Origin of the sequence: Pseudomonas sp. ATCC 13867, from assembly GCF_000349845.1 — a bacterium.
Classification (GTDB): domain Bacteria; phylum Pseudomonadota; class Gammaproteobacteria; order Pseudomonadales; family Pseudomonadaceae; genus Pseudomonas.
The window spans coordinates 2,278,911-2,293,866 of the sequence record NC_020829.1 but is presented as its reverse complement, the minus strand read 5'-3'; the positions used below and the strand labels follow the sequence as shown (position 1 = coordinate 2,293,866).

The 14,956-nt window shown below is 63.6% G+C and carries 15 protein-coding genes and 1 pseudogene; 6 read left to right on the top strand and 10 right to left on the bottom strand.

What is annotated here, in order from left to right; genetic code table 11:
* Positions 1-16: 16 nt before the first annotated feature.
* Both H681_RS10520 and H681_RS10515 read right to left on the bottom strand, forming a co-directional pair.
* Positions 17-964 carry a putative 2-dehydropantoate 2-reductase gene (locus tag H681_RS10520; RefSeq protein WP_015476835.1) on the bottom strand — a complete coding sequence of 316 codons (948 nt, stop codon included), beginning with the start codon at positions 962-964 and terminating at the stop codon, positions 17-19.
* On the bottom strand, positions 964-1,350 hold the full coding sequence (locus H681_RS10515) for a thioredoxin (protein WP_041711905.1): 387 nt from the start codon (positions 1,348-1,350) through the stop codon (positions 964-966). The genes H681_RS10520 and H681_RS10515 overlap by 1 nt, the downstream gene beginning before the upstream one ends.
* Between H681_RS10515 and H681_RS10510 the strand changes: the two genes are divergently transcribed.
* Positions 1,349-1,768: a PilZ domain-containing protein gene (locus H681_RS10510; RefSeq protein ID WP_015476833.1), complete on the top strand. Its 420-nt coding sequence runs from the start codon at positions 1,349-1,351 to the stop codon at positions 1,766-1,768. The genes H681_RS10515 and H681_RS10510 overlap by 2 nt on opposite strands.
* Positions 1,769-1,948: 180 nt before the next feature.
* Complete coding sequence (locus H681_RS10505) at positions 1,949-3,025, top strand: 3-deoxy-7-phosphoheptulonate synthase (RefSeq protein ID WP_015476832.1); 1,077 nt, start codon at positions 1,949-1,951, stop codon at positions 3,023-3,025.
* Between the two features lie 135 nt (positions 3,026-3,160).
* On the opposite strand, the gene H681_RS10500 is transcribed toward H681_RS10505, so the two are convergent.
* Both H681_RS10500 and H681_RS10495 read right to left on the bottom strand, forming a co-directional pair.
* Entirely contained in the window at positions 3,161-3,445 is a 285-nt protein-coding gene (locus H681_RS10500) for a GNAT family N-acetyltransferase (protein WP_015476831.1), read from the bottom strand.
* A gap of 21 nt (positions 3,446-3,466) precedes the next feature.
* The gene (locus H681_RS10495) at positions 3,467-4,741 is read right to left on the bottom strand and encodes a hypothetical protein (RefSeq protein WP_015476830.1); all 1,275 of its coding nucleotides are present in this window, start codon (positions 4,739-4,741) and stop codon (positions 3,467-3,469) included.
* A 211-nt stretch (positions 4,742-4,952) separates the two neighbouring features.
* On the opposite strand from H681_RS10495, the gene H681_RS10490 reads away from it, so the two are divergent.
* Together H681_RS10490 and H681_RS10485 are read left to right on the top strand one after the other, a co-directional pair.
* Positions 4,953-5,642 carry a crotonase/enoyl-CoA hydratase family protein gene (locus H681_RS10490; RefSeq protein WP_015476829.1) on the top strand — a complete coding sequence of 230 codons (690 nt, stop codon included), beginning with the start codon at positions 4,953-4,955 and terminating at the stop codon, positions 5,640-5,642.
* A 179-nt stretch (positions 5,643-5,821) separates the two neighbouring features.
* The gene (locus H681_RS10485; RefSeq protein ID WP_041711902.1) at positions 5,822-6,013 is read left to right on the top strand and encodes a hypothetical protein; all 192 of its coding nucleotides are present in this window, start codon (positions 5,822-5,824) and stop codon (positions 6,011-6,013) included.
* Between the two features lie 95 nt (positions 6,014-6,108).
* On the opposite strand, the gene H681_RS10480 is transcribed toward H681_RS10485, so the two are convergent.
* A complete protein-coding gene (locus H681_RS10480) occupies positions 6,109-6,606 on the bottom strand; it encodes a macro domain-containing protein (protein ID WP_015476827.1) in 498 nt (165 codons plus the stop codon).
* A 278-nt stretch (positions 6,607-6,884) separates the two neighbouring features.
* Here H681_RS10480 and H681_RS10475 point away from each other — a divergent pair, with 278 nt between their 5' ends.
* Positions 6,885-7,106: a hypothetical protein gene (locus tag H681_RS10475; RefSeq protein ID WP_015476826.1), complete on the top strand. Its 222-nt coding sequence runs from the start codon at positions 6,885-6,887 to the stop codon at positions 7,104-7,106.
* Positions 7,107-7,213: 107 nt separating this feature from the next.
* Positions 7,214-8,185: a magnesium and cobalt transport protein CorA gene (locus H681_RS10470; RefSeq protein WP_015476825.1), complete on the top strand. Its 972-nt coding sequence runs from the start codon at positions 7,214-7,216 to the stop codon at positions 8,183-8,185.
* 176 nt (positions 8,186-8,361) lie between these two features.
* On the opposite strand, the gene H681_RS25775 is transcribed toward H681_RS10470, so the two are convergent.
* From H681_RS25775 to H681_RS10440, 5 genes and pseudogenes are all read right to left on the bottom strand, one after another.
* A protein-coding gene (locus tag H681_RS25775) for an IS3 family transposase (RefSeq protein ID WP_086009557.1) occupies positions 8,362-9,584 on the bottom strand; the annotation gives its coding sequence in 2 pieces (ribosomal slippage) (positions 8,362-9,221 and positions 9,221-9,584; 1,224 coding nt in all).
* A gap of 109 nt (positions 9,585-9,693) precedes the next feature.
* Positions 9,694-10,431 (bottom strand): amidotransferase, encoded by a 738-nt coding sequence (locus tag H681_RS10455; protein ID WP_015476822.1) that lies wholly within the window; start codon positions 10,429-10,431, stop codon positions 9,694-9,696.
* A 203-nt stretch (positions 10,432-10,634) separates the two neighbouring features.
* Positions 10,635-10,847 (bottom strand): annotated as a pseudogene (locus tag H681_RS10450) (cysteine hydrolase); the annotation flags it as partial.
* Positions 10,848-11,041: 194 nt separating this feature from the next.
* Positions 11,042-13,186: a 3-hydroxyacyl-CoA dehydrogenase NAD-binding domain-containing protein gene (locus H681_RS10445; RefSeq protein ID WP_015476820.1), complete on the bottom strand. Its 2,145-nt coding sequence runs from the start codon at positions 13,184-13,186 to the stop codon at positions 11,042-11,044.
* A 105-nt stretch (positions 13,187-13,291) separates the two neighbouring features.
* Positions 13,292-14,497, bottom strand: a complete 1,206-nt coding sequence (locus tag H681_RS10440; protein ID WP_015476819.1) for an acetyl-CoA C-acetyltransferase — start codon at positions 14,495-14,497, stop codon at positions 13,292-13,294.
* Positions 14,498-14,956 lie beyond the last annotated feature (459 nt).

The following is a 14,956-nucleotide window of genomic DNA, read 5'->3' as shown; positions in this document are numbered from 1 at the left end:
CCTCCGGTGTCGCGGCTCAACGAGCCTGGTTGCGCGCATCGATGAAGCGCAGGGCGCGGTACAGCGCCTCGATCCTCGGCAGCTCGCGCCCTGCCTTGCGCGCGGCCTCCAGCGGCGCGGCATAGATCGCGCCCAGTTCCAGCGGACGGCACTGCGCGAAATCGTGGTACATGCTCGGCAGGTAGTCCGGCATGGCGTCGGTCGAGGCCAGCATCGCGCCGACGATGTTCGACGGCAGCGCATGACCACAGGCCGCTGCGCCCGCCACGACCTCCTCCATCAGCTCGGCGACCAGCGCACGGCTGTCGGGGTTGTCCATGATCACCCGGGTACCGCTGTCGAGCAGCACCGAGAGACCGTTGTAGGGAATGTTCCAGACCAGCTTCTGCCAGCGTGCGAGCTCCAGACTGGGCATGGCATTGGAACCCAGTTCGGCGTTGCGGAACAGCCCGACACCTTCTTCGACGATCGCCTGGCGCGCCGGCTCATCCGCCGCCTGGCCGGAGTGATACCCGATGTTCACCGCGCCGAAGGCCTGGTGCTCGACGACACCCGGCGCGGCGCGGTGCACGCAGATGAAGCAGAGGCCGCCCAGCAGATGCAGGTGATCCGGCAGCAGCGCGCGCAACTCGTCCTCGACGGCCAGGCCGTTCTGCAACAGCAGGACCTTGGCCCCCTGGGCGGCCGCCTGGGCGATCAGGGGCGCCAGGCTGGCATTGCTGGTGGTCTTGGCGCCAACCAGCAGCCAGTCGCAAGGGGGCATCCGGGACGCATCCTCGTAGGCATTCACCGGCGCCAGGCTCAGTTCGCCGTGCACCAGGCTGTTCAGGCGCAGTCCATTCTCCATCACGGCCGGGTACTCGCTGCGCAGCAGGAAATGCACGTCATGGCCGGCACGGGCCAGCATCAGGCCATAGAAACCGCCGATGGCGCCGGTTCCAATGATGCCGATTCGCAGATTCATCAAGGCAACTCCTCAGCCGGGCGCGACAGGCCGGCGCACAAGGCTTCGATCAGGGATTCGGGACGCAGGGCCGCGTGGACCGGGCCGAGAAAATGGCCGTCACGCACCAGGAACAAGGCCGGCAGGTGAAACACGCCGTAGCGCGCCACCATCCCGCCACTGTGGCCGGCATCGATCCAGCACAGACGATCCACCGGGAGCCCGAACGTCGGCAACGTCGCCCGCGCCCAGCGACAGGACGAACAGCCCTCGCTGGTGAACACCAGCAGCGACACGCCAGTCAGGGAAAGCAGCCGGCGGTCGGCGTCCAGGTCGGTCAGCTCCAGGGCCGGCACTATACTCAAATGGCCAAGACTAGAAAGATTGCAGTCGGAGCATTCCGTCATGCGTCAGTTCCTGCGTCACCCTTGTGACCTTCCGGTTGAGCTGGTCATCCGCAAGCAGACCTTCCTGCCGCGCCAGCGCCTGCACAATATCAGCCTCGGCGGCGTGGCGTGCAACTCGCCGCGGGGCTTTCGCCGCGGCACGTCCATCGAGTTGCGCATCCCCCTGCTGGGCGATGCCGCCCGCTATCCGGGCGTCGTGGCCTGGAGCCGCAAGCAGAACAGCGAGTACGTCGTGGGCATCGCCTTCATCGACGAAGACACCCTGTTCCGTGCCCGCATGGTCGAGCAGGTGTGCCAGATAGAGCGCTACCGGCGGCGGCGCGAGCAGGAGTCGGGCGTCGCCCAACCCATCGAAGAGCTCGCCCTGGAATGGATCGCGCACAACGCCCAGGACTTCCCATTGTTTTGCGCGGTCTGATCACCGCCCCGCAGAAAGTCGCGCAAATGCCCGTGTTGCGGGCATTTTCCTGCATCGAGCCATTGTCGAGGCTACGCCTGAACGGTTAAGGTTCGGGTTCCCCTTAGCGACACATTTGCCTGCGCCCCATCGCACGGGGATTCCTGGCGGCCGGCACCCGTGACCTGATTGAGTACCACGATGGCTGATTTACAGATCGACGACCTTAACGTTGCCTCCAACGAGACACTGATCACGCCGGAGCAGCTCAAGCGCGAAATCCCCCTGACCGACGCCGCCCTGCGCACTGTCGCCAACGGCCGCCAGGTCGTCCGCGACATCCTCGACGGCAAGGACCATCGCCTGTTCGTGGTGATCGGCCCCTGCTCGATCCACGACATCAAGGCCGCCCACGAATATGCCGAGCGCCTGAAGGTGCTGGCCGCGGAAGTCTCCGACACGCTGTTCCTGGTGATGCGCGTGTACTTCGAGAAGCCGCGCACCACCGTCGGCTGGAAGGGCCTGATCAACGACCCCTACCTGGACGACTCCTTCAAGATCCAGGACGGCCTGCACATCGGCCGCCAACTGCTGCGCGACCTCGCCGAGATGGGCCTGCCCACCGCCACCGAGGCGCTCGACCCGATCTCCCCGCAGTACCTGCAGGACCTGATCAGCTGGTCGGCCATCGGCGCGCGCACCACCGAATCCCAGACCCACCGCGAGATGGCTTCCGGCCTGTCCTCGGCGGTCGGCTTCAAGAACGGCACCGACGGCAGCCTGACCGTGGCGATCAACGCCCTGCAGTCGGTTTCCAGCCCGCACCGTTTCCTCGGTATCAACCAGGAAGGCGGCGTGTCCATCGTCACCACCAAGGGCAACGCTTACGGCCACGTGGTGCTGCGCGGTGGCAACGGCAAGCCGAATTATGACTCGGTCAGCGTCGCCCTGTGCGAACAGGAACTGACCAAGGCGAAGATTCCGCTGAACGTGATGGTCGACTGCAGCCACGCCAACTCCAACAAGGATCCGGCCCTGCAGCCGCTGGTGATGGACAACGTCGCCAACCAGATCGCCGAGGGCAACAACTCCATCGTCGGCCTGATGGTGGAAAGCCACCTGGGCTGGGGCAGCCAGCCAATCCCCAAGGACCTGTGCCAGCTGCAGTACGGCGTGTCGATCACCGATGCCTGCATCGACTGGGACGCCACCGAAAAGGCCGTGCGCAGCATGCACGCCAAGCTCAAGGACGTCCTGCCCAAGCGTCAGCGCGGTTGAGGCTAGGCTCAAGGCACGAACGAAAAGCCGGGCGATTGCCCGGCTTTTTCATGCGCCCACCATTGCTGAGGCTCCTACAAAAAGACCAATAAAAAACCGGGCATGAGCCCGGCTTTTTTGCCAGTGATCCGAGGATCACAGCGCAGTATCGGTATGGCGCTGGCGGCGCTCCAGGTAGCGCTCCACGTAGGAGCACGACGGGATCACGCTGTAACCCTTGCGCTCGGCGTACTGCAGGGCGTGCTCGGTAAGGGCGGCGGCGATGCCGCGGCCGCGCAGGCTGTCCGGGACGAAGGTGCGGTAGATGTCGAGCGTCTGCTTGCCCAGATCCATGTAGGCCAGGTAGGCACGATGGCCGTCCACCGTCGTGACGAACTGGTGGCTGGTTTCATCATGATGGATGGACAACGAGTCACTCACTTGCTCTCTCCTTCTGGGGTCTCACAACATGACCCGCACCTGATTGATCTTGTTCAGGCGGAGGAACATTTCTGCAGAGCCCGTCCCAAGCAGGACGGTGATATAGGCTCGGCCGTTCTCCACCTTGTGCAGCACACCCTGGTAATAGGCACCATCAAACGTGATGAACTGCAGGCGCTTGCCGGTGTACTGGGCAAGGCTGTCAACGCTAACGAACTCATATTGCTGCGTTCTAGCCTTCGACTCAACCGTTTCTTCAGCCGAAACCCTCTGAAGGTCGTTTTCCGGAGTGATTTTGCGCTTCAGCGGATCGACCCAGGCGAAACCCAATTGGGACACCGCATCCTGATTGACCAGGATGCTGGGGCGCAACATGGCGATCACATCCTTGGGCTCGAAGAACTGTAGACCATCCCACGTCATCCCCTCGGTCGGGGTCAGCTCGATACGCAGCGAACGAGGGTCGCCCAGGTAGCGGCCATAGGCATCGAGCAGCGGCTTGTCCAGGGCGATACGCTGCTGACGCAGGGCCTTGTCGAATTTCTCCAGCGCCAGTGCCAGGTAGGCCGGCTGGTCGAGACCGAGCTTGCCACGACAGAACTCGGTGACCCGCCGCTGGTACTGGTTGTCGTCCATCTCCACGGTGACCTGCGAGATCCGTGGCGGGTTCAGGCGCATGTCGCCCGGACGCTCGGACACATTGGCCAGCGACATGCTCACGCGCGCATCGAGCATGTCGCGAGCATCGCTGCGCAAATTGAAAGTGAGCTTCTGCGCACCCGGCTCGAAGCGGTAGGAGAACTCGATATCCGACTGCAGGGTGCGATAGCCCATCTGCAACAGCTCATCCACGCCGATATTGCGGACATTGCCGCAGGCCACTTCGCTCATCGCGGTGAAGGCGCTCTTCTCGGCCGGCACGCTATACAGCTGCTGCACGAACGGGCCATGCACCTGCAACTCCACGCCTTGCAGCTCCAGCGCCAGCTGTTCCGGCAGCTTCCGCTCGGCCAGACGCTCCTTGAAGCTCAGCAGCTCCTTCAGGCTATCGAACTTCAACTGGGCGTGGGCCACCTTGAGACTGTCGTGGGCCAGGGGCACGTTGATCACGACATTCTTGAGCCCGACCCGACCGTCGAAGGATGAGGAGATGCCGCCATAGCGGATCTCCATCATCGGCGACAACGCCGCAACCGCGTCATTGACGATGCTGCGCACGGACAGCCACAACGATGCCTTGATGATCAAGGCAATGGCGACCACAGCGATGAATATCCATTTGGCGAATTTCGACATGAAGCGGCGGTCCTTGCGAGAGCTGGGTGTCACAACAGGAGTAGTGGCAGCTTAACAGCACCCTCGAACTCCCTCCACGACAGCTTCCAGGAAATGCGTACGACTCCCCACACGGCCCGGATCATGGGTGACTCACCGGTCAGCCAAAGTGCTTTACGACCGCCCCCCTCGCCAGTATGTTCTGGCCCACTTCCAACCAAGGACTAGCGCCATGAGTGAGCTGATCACCTACCAACTCGAAGACGGCATCGCCACCCTGACCCTGAGCAACGGCAAGGTGAACGCGATCTCCCCCGCCGTCATCGAGGCCTTCAACCAGGCACTGGATCGGGCGGAACAGGATCGGGCCGTGGTCATCGTGACCGGCCAACCCGGCATCCTCTCCGGTGGCTACGACCTGAAAGTGATGACCTCCGGGCCGGAAAACGCCGTCAACCTGGTGGCTGCCGGCTCCAGCCTGGCGCGCCGCATGCTCGCCCATCCCTACCCGATCATCATGGCCTGCACCGGCCATGCGGTGGCCAAGGGTGCCTTCCTGCTGCTCTCGGCGGACTACCGCATCGGCATTGAGGGCCCGTTCCAGATAGGCCTCAACGAAGTCGCCATCGGCATGACCATGCACCACGTCGGTATCGAACTGGCCCGCGACCGCCTGCGCCGCTCGGCCTTCACCCGCTCGGTGATCAACGCCGAGATGTTCAACCCGCGCGATGCCGTGGACGCGGGCTTCCTCGACAAGGTGGTGCCGGCCGAACAACTGCAGGAAGCCGCCCTGGAAGCCGCGCGCCATCTGAAAAAGCTCAACATGACCGCCCACCGCAACACCAAGCTGAAAGTGCGCAAGCAGTTGCTGGAAACCCTCGACCGCTCCATCGAGCTGGACAAGAAACACCTCGGCTGACGCAGGCCGCAAGCGAAGCCCGGCCCCTTGCCGGGCTTTTTTCCGCCCATACGCCGGATAACGAACATTTACTATTGCTCTTTTAGCAACACTGATTAATCCGAATCGCTATTTTTCAAAAATTATTGCGGATTAACCTATAGATGAACCCAGAGAAAACCCCATCGGAGGTGTTCATCATGAAACTCAACGTTATCGCCGCAACCATCCTTGCCGCTGCCACCGCGTTCGCCGCCCAGGCCAGCTTCGCCGAAGAATCCCCGCTGATGCAGGACCGCATGGTCAAGCTGACCCACAGCGTGCAGCAACAGCCGACCGGGCAGGCCGCCAGCCATCCGGTGAACGTGGAAGCCGCCGCCAAACAGGGGTAACGCCGGTCTCACCCACAGCAGGTGACATCATGCCATCGAACCCGATACGAAAAGCCCGGCTTGCGGCCGGGCCTTTCAAGGGTATCGAGGCGCCGTCACTCAGCGGCGGCCACGCCCTTGCGGTAGACCTCGTAGACCACCACGGTGGTGTCCTGCTCGGCCAGGTAACGCTCCACCAGAGGTTTCACATCCTTCCAGTCGAGCCCGCCGACACCGGTTGCCAGGCAGGGCAGCGCCACGCTGGCGACCCTTTCGCTCTGCAGATACCGGGCGAGCTCCTTCAGGCAATGCCCGACGTTCTCCAGTGTCGCCTTCGCCGGCCGCGCGGCACGCCCCGCGCCCTGCATGTCCTGAGTCAGCAGATTGACAATGCAGCGGGTGCCACCCTCGGCATCGACACCCGACCAGACCCAGATCGAGCCGGACTGCGGCGCATCCGAATGGGCGGCGTGACGGTAGTCGCGCACCATCGACGGCCAGCGCTCGCGCAGGGCCAGGGCCAGGCCGGAATCGAAATGGTCCTGCGGCGCGATGCCGTGCGCGATGACCTGGGCCTTGCTGAGCAGAATGTCGCCTTCAACGTATCGAATCATGGGAAGTTCCTTGCGTTCGGAATGTCCGAGGCAGCGTCGCGCTACCCCCTGACTTCCACGTTACGCCCGGCAACCAGCCCATGTTTGATGCGGGTCAAACGCCCATGAACCCTGTCCAGCTCTCGGAAACTTCCGAGCACTCCAGCCGCGCCCTGCGACGTCCAAGGCTCCGGGCGACCATCAATTCCCCTGATATTCGAAAGCAACCGGCTTCGTTATTCACCGCGCGGGACGACAGCGACACTGAGCCATCGCAACCCATCGCCCGAGTCGCCACCATGAATCGCCAGGCCCATCGCTACGCTCGCAACGGCGCCCTCGCCGTCCTGGGGCTCTATACCATCGTGATCCTGGTGGTAATGGCACTGGCTGCCGGCTACGACAGCGTCCGCCGCGCGCCCGTGGACAATATCGACAGAACCGGGATCTTCACCCGTATCAACCAGGCGTTGCCGGTCGCCCTGCAAGGCCTGCAGGACGCCCTGCGCCCACGCTCCTGATGCCTTCCGGCTGGCGCGGCCGGCCACCATGTCCAACACTGTCCGCGTGAGAGTCCGCGTCGTGGGCCGAGCGATCCCGCGCACCAGCCGCCGTTGGGGGAGTCATCATGGGCCGAGTCATCGCATCCGCCGTGTACAGCAAGGGCCACAAGGTCGCCGACATCCCCCTGGAAGCCGGCTATCGCTGGGCCTGCCAGCCCGACCACTTCGTCTGGACCGGCCTGCAGGAGCCGACACCGGAGGAAATGTACGACCTGCAGCGACAGTTCAACCTGCACGAACTGGCCGTCTCCGATGCCCTGGAGAAGCACAGCAGGCCCAAGCTGGAGACATTCGGCGATGCGCTGTTCATCGTCATTTACTCGCCGATCCGTGCCGATAACAGGCTGATGTTCGTGGAAACCCACCTGTTCGCCGGCATCGGCTACATCATCAGCGCACGTCACGGTTTCTCCCAGTCCTACTCGCAGGTCCGCCAGCGCTGTGAAGCGCGGCCACTGCTGCTGGCCCACGGCACCGACTTCGTGCTCTACGCCCTGCTCGACTTCGTGGTGGGCAACTACGAGCCGGTGGTGGAGGCCATTCGCGAGGAAATAGAAGAACTGGAGCAGCAGGTACTACGCAAGCCGCTGACCCAGGAGCAGATCGAGAAGATCTACGGCCTGCGCCGCGAAGTGCTCAAGCTCAAGCACTATGCCGCGCCGATGGTGGAGATCTGCCAGGAACTGCAGCGGCTCGACTTCCCCTTCATCGACAAGCAGATGCGCCCCTATTTCCGCGACGTGGCGATCCACGTCAACCGCCTGCTGGAAGACCTCACCACCCTGCGCGACGTAGCCAGCCAGACCATCGAGGTCGGCCTGCTGCTGGAGTCCTCGCGGCAGAGCGTGGTGCAGCGCAAGTTCGCCGCCTGGGCGGCGATCCTCGCCTTTCCCACGGCGGTGGCCGGCATCTACGGGATGAACTTCGAATACATCCCGGAGCTGCGCTGGCACTATGGCTACTTCCTGATCATGGGATTGCTGGCGCTGGGCTGCGTAGGGCTGTACATCAGTTTCAAGCAGGCGGATTGGCTGTGATTGTGTAAACCGAAAAGCAATCGTGGACAAAGTCCTCCTACGCCCGCCGGAACCTCCCGTAGGCGCGGACTCCGTCCGCGATCGGCCCGGATTCGCACCGATCTCACCCGTAACACCACCCCAAGGCATGTCTAGTCCTGAAATAGGTTTACACCTCTGAAGATTGGCACCAAACCTCAAAACGCCCGATGCATTGCATCGGGCGTTTTGTATTTCAGAGCGTGGTGGGGACGCTCCCGGTTATAGATATCGACGGCCTCGTGCACCATCCGACGCGCCTGGGCCAGGTCTGCCGGGGGCTGTATCAGTAGCTCATTCTTCAGGATGCCGTTGACCCGTTCGGCCAGCGCATTCTGGTAGCAGTCATAACCATCGGTCATCGAGCAGGTGATGCCGTGTCGTGCATGCAGGCGCTGGTAATGCGCAGAGCAGTACTGGATACCGCGGTCCGAGTGATGCACCAGGGCATGCCGCGTCCTGCGTCGCTGTAACGCCAGGCTGAACGCGCAGGCCACCGACTCGGCATGCAGGCTGTCATGGACATGGTGACCGACGATCTTGCGCGAATAGGCGTCGGTGACCAGGCTCAGATACAGCGGGCCGCTCAGGCTTGGCAGGTAGGTGATATCGGCCACCCAGACGCGCTCCGGAGCGCTGGGCAACACCTGTTGCGGGCCAGGCTTGAGCAGATTGGGGTGGCGGTAGAAGCGGTGAAAGCTGTGAGTGGTCTTGTGGTACGCCCGCTTGGGCGCAACCAGTAGGCGCTGCTCCGCCAGGACGCGAAACAAGCGATCCCGCCCCACGCGAAGCTCTGCGCGGGCCTGTTCCTGAAGCAGAAAATGCAGCTTGCGCGTGCCCAGCCGAGGCTGACGCATCCGCACCTCCCGGACAAACTGAACAATCTGCCGATCCTGCTGGGAGCGCCGATCCGCCGCGCGGTTGCGCTGGTAATAGGCCTGGCGACTGACGCCCAGGAACTGGCAAGCCCTGCTAACGCTCAGCCCTTGGACTTGTCTTTGCGTGAGGACTTGCCGGGACGCTTTTTTACGATGGAGACGCCATAGTCATTCTTCAGGACATCCACCACCGCCTCGAAGAACTGAGCCTTTTGGCTCATGACCTCAAGCTGCTGCTCAAGCTCCTTGATTCGCTGCTCCGGCGTCAGCGGTGTTTTCTCATCAGTCATCGAACCCCTCCGACTAGAGCGAATGGATGCGCCCTGGCTCCAGTTCTGTCGGCCGTGCTTGCGTAGCCACACCAACACCGTCGAGCGCCCCTGGATACCGTAGCGGGCCTGGGCCTGCTTGTAACTCATTTCGCCTTTTTCGACCTGCTCGACCACCGCCAGTTTAAAAGCCAGCGTGTAATCACGCTGACTACGACGCACACCTTCTGTCATCGGAGTTCTCCTGAAAATAAGGGCGAAGGTGTAAACCTTATTCAGGACGGGACAGCACAAACAAAAACGCCGCTCGAATGAGCGGCGTTTTCAGTCAGCGCGGCAGGCGTCAGGCTACGCTCTTCTTCTCGTCACGACCTTGCTGGACAAAGCGCATCATCCATTCGCCGACGGTCGTGCCCTGGTGCGGACGCGAGAGGCTGTCGATGCCGGACTGGAACACCGGCTCGCTGAAGACGTGTTTGCGCAGCTCGAGGATGGCCTGGGAGTAGTCGCTCTGGAACTCAGGATGGCCCTGGAAGCACAGCACCTGATCACCGATGGCGTAGGCCGCGTTCGGGCAGAAGTCGCTGGAGGCAATGCGACGCGCGCCGTGGGGCAGCTCGGTGACCTGGTCCTGGTGGCTGACCAGCAGGGTCAGGCCATCGCCCGACGCCGGGCTCATCCACTCCGGCTGCTCCTCGATGCGATAGTCGTGGATGCCCACGCCCCAGCCCTGGCTGGCACGCTCGGTCTTGCCGCCGAGCACCAGCGCCAGCAACTGGTGGCCGAAGCACACGCCCAGCAGCTTGTCACCGCGCTCGTAGAGCTTGAACACGTAGTCCTTGAGGGTCTGGATCCAGGGATCAGTGCCGAAGGAGTCCGCCTTGCTGCCGGTCACCAGGTACGCATCGAACTTCTCATCGTCGGGCGGGTAATGCCCTTCCACCACGTTGTAGACCTTGAACTCGGCCGGAACGGGTTGCTTGGCGAACAGTTGCTGGAACATCCAGCCATAGCCCTTGTACTGGTCGATCAGTTCGGGACGGAGGATGTCGGTTTCCAGAATGCAGATATGCAACGACATGCAGAGGTGATTCCTGGGGGGTTAGCGGCTGATAACGGTGGTTTTCCTGACACTATGAAACGCGCGTGAAAATTACGCCCTATTTTTTCACCACACAAGATGGCAGCGCCGATTCTTATGCAGGAATTTCAGGGGAAATACCGGAAAAGCCGCCGCCCTTCAATTGCATGGACGCACAGGGGTGACGGCCGGTCGGCAAGGATTCAGCCCAAGGACAGCGTTCGCAGGATCGAGTTCGTCTCCAGTACCTGTGCATATGCGCCTTGCAGGTTGCCCAGGGACATGGCGTGGACCTCTTCCGCGCGGCGCAGCACACCGTTGAAATCACGCTTGTCGAAGGCGAAGCGGGCGTCCGCCACTACCTGCGTGGCAAAGCCCAGGTTGCCCGCCGTACGCGCCGTGGCCTCCACCGAATTAATGGGAAGGCGTCGTCCTACGGTTTGCGCAGGCAAGAAAAAACCGGTCACGGGACCGGTTGCTTCTTTAAATAGCGACTAACTGCACGCCGAAAACCCTATGCGAGTCCCCAGACCTTGCAGGTGCGGGCCTGCTCGCGAACAGCCCCGCTGCGAGGCTGGGTTCGCGAGCAAGCTCGCTCCTACAGGTACGTTCAGAAATTCTCGCCGCGGGCGGCCTTCTCCAGCAGCAGCGCCGGCGGCAGGAAGCGCTCGCCGTACTGCTCGGCCAGGTACTGGGCGCGGGCGATGAAGTCCTTCAGACCGTACTGGTTGATGAACTGCAACGCACCACCGCTCCAGGCCGCGAAGCCGATGCCGAAGATCGAGCCGATGTTGGCGTCGGCGGTGGAGGTCAGCACGCCCTCCTCCACGCAGCGCACCGTCTCGATGGCCTGCACGAAGAGGATGCGGTCACGCACGTCTTCCGGAGAAATCTGCGCGTCCGCCTTCTCGAAGCGCTGCTTCAGTTCCGGCCACAGGCGCTTCCTGCCATTGGCGGGGTAGTCGTAGAAACCGGCGCCAGCGACTTTGCCCGGGCGCTTGTATTCGTTGACCATCAGGTCCACCACGGCGAAGGCCGGGTGCTGCGGCATCACCTTGCCTTCGGCCTCCAGATCCTTGCGGGTCTGCTCGCGGATGTGGCTCATCAGGCTCATGGACACTTCGTCGCTGATCGCCAGCGGGCCCACCGGCATGCCGGCCTGGCGCGCCTGGTTCTCGATCATCGCCGCCGACACGCCCTCGCCGAGCATGGCCACGCCTTCGTTGGTGAAGGTGCCGAACACGCGGGAAGTGAAGAAGCCGCGGCTGTCGTGGACGACGATCGGAGTCTTCTTGATCTGCAGGACGTAGTCGAAGGCGCGGGCCAAGGTGGCGTCGTCGGTCTTCTCGCCACGGATGATCTCCACCAGCGGCATCTTGTCCACCGGGCTGAAGAAGTGCAGGCCGATGAATTTCTGCGGCCGCGCCACGGCTTCGGCCAGGCCGGTGATCGGCAGGGTCGAGGTGTTGGAGGCGATCACCGCGTCCGGCAGCGCGGAGGACTCGGCAGCAGCGCTGACCCTGGCCTTCAGGCCACGGTCTTCGAACACGGCTTCGATGATCAGGTCGCAGCCTTCGAAGTCGGCGTCGCTGGCGGTCGGCTTGATCCGCGCGAGGAAGGCGTCGCGTTTCTCGGCGCTCATCTGGCCCTTGCCGACCTTCTTGTCCAGCAGGCCGGCGGAGTAGGCCTTGCCCTTCTCAGCCGATTCGATGGAGACGTCCTTGAGCACCACCTCGATGCCGGCGGCGGCCGAGACGTAGGCGATGCCCGCGCCCATCATGCCGGCGCCGATCACCCCGACCTTCTTCGTCTGCTGCGGCGCGATGCCCTGCGGGCGCGACTTGCCGGCGTTGATCTCGTTGAGCTGGAACCAGAAGGTGCCGATCATGTTCTTCGCCACCTGGCCGGTGGTCAGCTCGGTGAAGTAGCGCGCCTCGATCAGTTGCGCGGTGTCGAAGTCCACCTGCGCACCTTCCACGGCGGCGCACATGATCTTCTCCGGCGCCGGGAAGCAGCCCTTGGTCTTGTCGCGCAGCACGGACGGGGCGATGGCCAGCATCTGCGCCACGGCCGGGCTTGCCGGCGTGCCTCCGGGGATCTTGTAGCCGGCGCTGTCCCACGGCTGCTTGGCGGCCGGGTTGGCGGCGATCCACTCGCGGGCCTTGGCCAGCATGTCTTCGCGGCTGGACGCCAGTTGGTGAATGAGGCCGGCCTTGAGCGCCTGGTCCGGGCGTACCTTCTTGCCCTCGGCCAGGTACGGCAGGGCTTTCTCCAGGCCGAGCAGGCGCACCATGCGCACCACGCCACCGCCACCAGGCAGCAGGCCCAGGGTGACTTCCGGCAGGCCAAGCTGGACGTGGCTTTCGTCCAGGGCGATACGGTGGTGGCAGGCCAGGCAGATTTCCCAGCCGCCGCCCAGGGCCGCGCCATTGATGGCGGCGACCACGGGCTTGCCGAGGGTTTCCAGGCGGCGCAGCTGACCCTTGATGACCAGGATGCCTTCGTAGAAGGCTTGCGCTTCTGCCCGGGTGACCTTGATCAGTTCATTGAGGTCGCCGCCGGCGAAGAAGGTCTTCTTCGCCGAGGTGAGCACCACGCCGGCGATCGAATCCTTCTCGGCTTCCAGGCGCGCGACGATGCCGGTCATGGCCTCGCGGTACGCACCGTTCATGATGTTGGCGCTCTGGCCGGGCATGTCCATGGTCAGGACGACGATGTTGTCCTGGCCTTTCTCGTAACGGATGGCGTCGGTCATTTTTGTTCTCTTCCCGTGGTGGGGACCTGTAGGAGCGAGGGGGGCGCCCAGTCCTTGCTCGCGAAGCTCTGGGCGGTTCGCGAGCAAGTCCGCTCCTACCAAAAGTCAGATTCGTTCGATGATGGTGGCGATACCCATGCCGCCGCCCACGCAGAGGGTGGCCAGGCCGTAGCGCAGGTTGCGCCGCTCCAGCTCGTCCAGCAGGGTGCCGAGGATCATGCAGCCGGTGGCGCCCAGCGGGTGGCCCATCGCGATGGACCCGCCGTTGACGTTGACCTTGCTCTCCGGCACGCCCATGTCCTTCATGAACTTCATCACCACCGAGGCGAAGGCTTCGTTCACCTCGTAGAGGTCGATGTCCTCGGCCTTGAGACCCGCCTTGGCCAGCGCCTTGCGGGTGGCCGGCGCAGGGCCGGTGAGCATGATGGTCGGGTCGCTGCTGGTCACCGCGGTGGCGACGATGCGCCCGCGCGCCTTCAGGCCCAGCTCGCGGCCCTTGGCTTCGGAGCCGATGAGCATGGCGGCGGCGCCGTCGACGATGCCGGAGCTGTTGCCCGGCGTGTGCACGTGCTCGATGCGCTCCACATGGCTGTACTTGCGCAGCGCGGTGGCGTCGAAGCCCATCTGCCCCATCATCTCGAAGCTGGGCTTGAGCGCGCCGAGGCCTTCGAGGGTGGAATCGGCGCGGATGAACTCGTCATGGTCGAGCAGGACGATGCCGTTCTGGTCGGTCACCGGCACCAGGGATTTGCCGAACAGCCCTTCGGCGCGGGCCTTGGCGGCCTTCTGCTGGGAACGCAGGGCGAAAGCGTCGACATCGGTGCGGCTGAAGCCTTCCAGGGTGGCGATCAGGTCGGCGCCAATGCCCTGGGGGACGAAGCTGGTGTGCAGGTTGGTTTCCGGGTCCATCGCCCAGGCGCCGCCGTCGGAGCCCATCGGCACGCGGGACATCGACTCTACGCCGCCGACCACCACCAGGTCCTCGAAGCCCGAACGTACCTTCATGGCGCCCAGGTTGACCGCCTCCAGGCCCGAGGCGCAGAAGCGGTTGATCTGCATGCCGGCAACCGTTTCGTCCCAGTCGGCCACCAGCGCGGCGGTCTTGGCGATGTCCGCGCCCTGGTCGCCCACCGGAGTCACGCAGCCCAGCACGAGGTCATCGACCTGGGTGGTGTCCAGCCGGTTGCGCTGCTGCAGCGCGCGCAGGACGCCGGCCATCAGGTTGACCGGCTTGACGCTGTGCAGCGCGCCGTCCTTCTTGCCTTTGCCGCGGGGAGTGCGCACCGCGTCGTAAATGAATGCTTCGGTCATGGCGTTCTCTCTTAGAGTTGTCGTCACGCAGGCGTGGCGTGTCGGCCTACCTTAGCGGCGTGACGGCCATCGACAATGACCGCAGCGCTCAGGCGCATTGACCGCCACGCTCAACCTCCGACCGGCGGGCAGAAGGCCGGAGGCTCTATGCAAGGCCTGCGACGGAAGCCGGACAAACGGTCGCTACGCGGGCCAGAGCTGTCACGCCATCGTCATATAGATGGAATATGCCTGAACCTGCAGGACTTGCTGCCAGATGGTCTAAGCCCGCGTCGCTCCAGGCTTAGACTCCATCTTGCAACTTCAATTCGTAGAAAATGCCAAGAGTGCCGCCGCCGGGTTTTGCCGGGGTGGCAACGGAACCAGAAGCCAAGGCGCTGGCTCCACTGCCGACAGGCTGTGAGTGCGGATCGGAACCAGGCCAACAACAAGAAAGGCGGAAGGCCATGATGGATCGAC